This is a genomic window from Candidatus Propionivibrio aalborgensis (genome assembly GCF_900089945.1).
Taxonomy (GTDB): Bacteria; Pseudomonadota; Gammaproteobacteria; order Burkholderiales; family Rhodocyclaceae; genus Propionivibrio; species Propionivibrio aalborgensis.
Map to the genome: position 1 here is coordinate 1 of NZ_FLQY01000014.1, position 2,653 is coordinate 2,653.

Annotated in this window: 2 protein-coding genes; both read left to right on the forward strand. The window is 58.3% G+C overall.

What is annotated here, in order from left to right; translation table 11 throughout:
- On the forward strand, positions 1–1,823 hold a 1,823-nt coding region (locus PROAA_RS01250; RefSeq protein WP_186409572.1), incomplete at its 5' end, for an O-linked N-acetylglucosamine transferase, SPINDLY family protein.
- Positions 1,810–2,653, forward strand: an 844-nt coding sequence (locus tag PROAA_RS01255; RefSeq protein WP_186409573.1) for a tetratricopeptide repeat protein, incomplete at its 3' end; no start/stop codon positions are given. The genes PROAA_RS01250 and PROAA_RS01255, both read left to right, overlap by 14 nt.

Here is a 2,653-nt window from a genome sequence, read left to right on the forward strand (position 1 = left end):
AAATCCAGCCCGATAGTGCAGAAGCGTATAACAACATTGGAAATGCTTTAAAGGATCTCGGGCATCTCGATGAAGCGCTGGCCAGCTACCAACAGGCACTGGAACTCAAACCGGATTTTGCGGTGGCTCACCTTAACTTTGGTACAGCCCTGTGGAAACTTGGGCGGCTTGAAAGCGCGGCAGCCAGTTGCCAAAAGGCTTTGGAAATCAAACCTGAATACCCTGAAGCGCGTATTACTTCAGGAAATGTACTGCTGGATCTCGGGCAATACATCGATGCTTTGGCAAGTTTTCGCAAAGCGCTGGAGATTGAGCCCGATTGCGTCGATGCGCACATCAATCTGGGGGTTGCCTTGATATTCTGTGGGCAACTCGTTGACGCGGTAGCAAGCTTCCGTCGGGCGATTCAGATCAAACCTGACAGCGAAGAGAGCTATGTTAACCTCGGGAGCGTTCTCAAGGATCTTGGTCAGCTCGATGAGTCATTGGTGAGTACCTACAGGGCACTGGAACTCAAACCGGATTTAGCTGCGGCACACAGCAATTTACTGTTCATTCACAACTACCGGGATGACTGTTCTACTGACCAGCGATTGAGTGAAGCCAGGCGGTTTGGTGAAGTGGTAGCGCGGCAGGTTCGCGCCCCAGTCGTCTGGCAGATTCAACCGGAAGTTGACCGCTGCTTGCGCGTGGGTCTGGTATCCGAGGACCTGCGCCAACACCCGGTGGGTAATTTCCTTGAAGGCGTGCTGGAGGCATTGGTCCGGCATGCATCAGATCGGCTGAGTTTCTTTGCCTATTCCACGCAACATGCGGCCGACGAAGTCACTGAACGGATCAAGGCGTCCTGCCGAGGCTGGCAATGCGTAGCCGGATTCTCTGACGAACAACTGGCCGAGCGCATTCGTGCTGACCGGATCGATATACTCATTGACCTTTCCGGACACACCAGCGGCAATCGATTACCCATGTTCGCCTGGAAACCGGCACCGGTACAAGCGACCTGGCTGGGATATCTGGCGACGACCGGCGTCGGAGCGATCGACTACCTGATCGCTGATGCATGGACGTTACCGGAGACTGAAGAAGCCCATTTCACCGAGAAAATCTGGCGTTTGCCAGAGAGCTACCTGTGCTTCACCCCCCCGGATGTCGCCATTGACGTTTCCCCCCTGCCGGCACTGAGCACGGGTTATGTCACCTTCGGCTGCTTCAACAACCTGAGCAAGATGAACGACACCGTCGTCGCCCTCTGGTCGCGCGTACTGCATGCCGTGCCGGGTAGCCGGCTGTTTCTCAAAGCCCCGCAATTAAAGGAAGCCTCGGTGCGGAACCGCATCGTTGAACAGTTTGGCACACATGGCATAGATGCTGCACGCCTGATTCTGGAAGGACTGGTTCCCCGGGCGGAGTATCTGGCTCCCTTCCAACGAGTGGATATTGCGCTGGATCCGTTTCCGTATCCGGGCATTACGACCAGCGTAGAAAATTTGTGGATGGGCATCCCCGTCCTGACCCTGGCGGGAGAGCGTTTTCTGTCGCGTCAGGGCGTCGGTTTGCTGATGAACGCCGGCTTGCCCGAGTGGATCGCCACGGCCCCGGATGATTACGTCGCCCGCGCGGTATCGCATGCCGGCGACCTGGACCGGCTGTCCGACCTGCGCAGCGGACTGCGGCAACAGGTTCTGGCCTCACCGATCTTTGATGCCCAGCGTTTTGCCGGACACTTTGAAGCGGCCTTGCGCGGCATGTGGAAAACATGGTGCGACGCACAGACAGGACAATCCGGGCACACCAAAAAGGACAGCCATGGGTCTGCTTGATCGACTGCGCGGTACCGGAAGTCCGCCCGCCGAGGCACAAAGCACCGCCGTCGAGACGGCCGAACAGAGCGCAACGCGCCTGCTCGAAGAAGGCATGGCGCTGGAAGAAGAGGCGCGTCTGGACGAAGCCCTGCAGCGCTATGACGCGGCAATTCAATTGACGCCGGAACTGGCGCGGGCTCACTTCAACCGCGGCAACATCCTGCTCGACCGGGGTGACGCGGCACACGCGCTGGCGGCCTACACCCAGGCGGTAGCCTACAAACCCGACTCGGCGGCGGCGCACTACAACATCGGAAACGCCCACCTGCACCTGGGCCATCCTGAAGCGGCGGTGGTCGCCTACAACAAGGCGCTCGAACTGAAACCGGAGTTTGCGGATGCCCATGTGGCTCTGGGCAGCGCGCAGGAGACGCAAGGCCAACTGGAGGCCGCGGCCGCAAGCTATCGACGGGCGTTGGCGATCCGGCCGGACTCTGCCGAAGTGCACTACAAGCTGGCCAGTATCCTGAAAAGGCTTGGGCGCATGGACGAGGCCGTGGAAAACTATGGCCGCGTGCTCGAGCTCGAGCCTGAATATGTCGATGCACATAGCCAGCTCGGGTTTGTTCTGCACGACCTGGGGCGTCTTGATGAAGCTGCCCGGAGTTATCGCCGGGCACTGGAGATCAAGCCAGATAGTGTTGAGGTGCATGGCAACCTGGGTAACGTCCTGAAAGAACTTCGGCAGTATGAAGGAGCGATCGCGAGTTACCGGCGGGTGCTTGAAATCCAGCCCGATAGTGCAGAAGCGTATAACAACATTGGAAATGCTTTAAAGGATCTCGGGC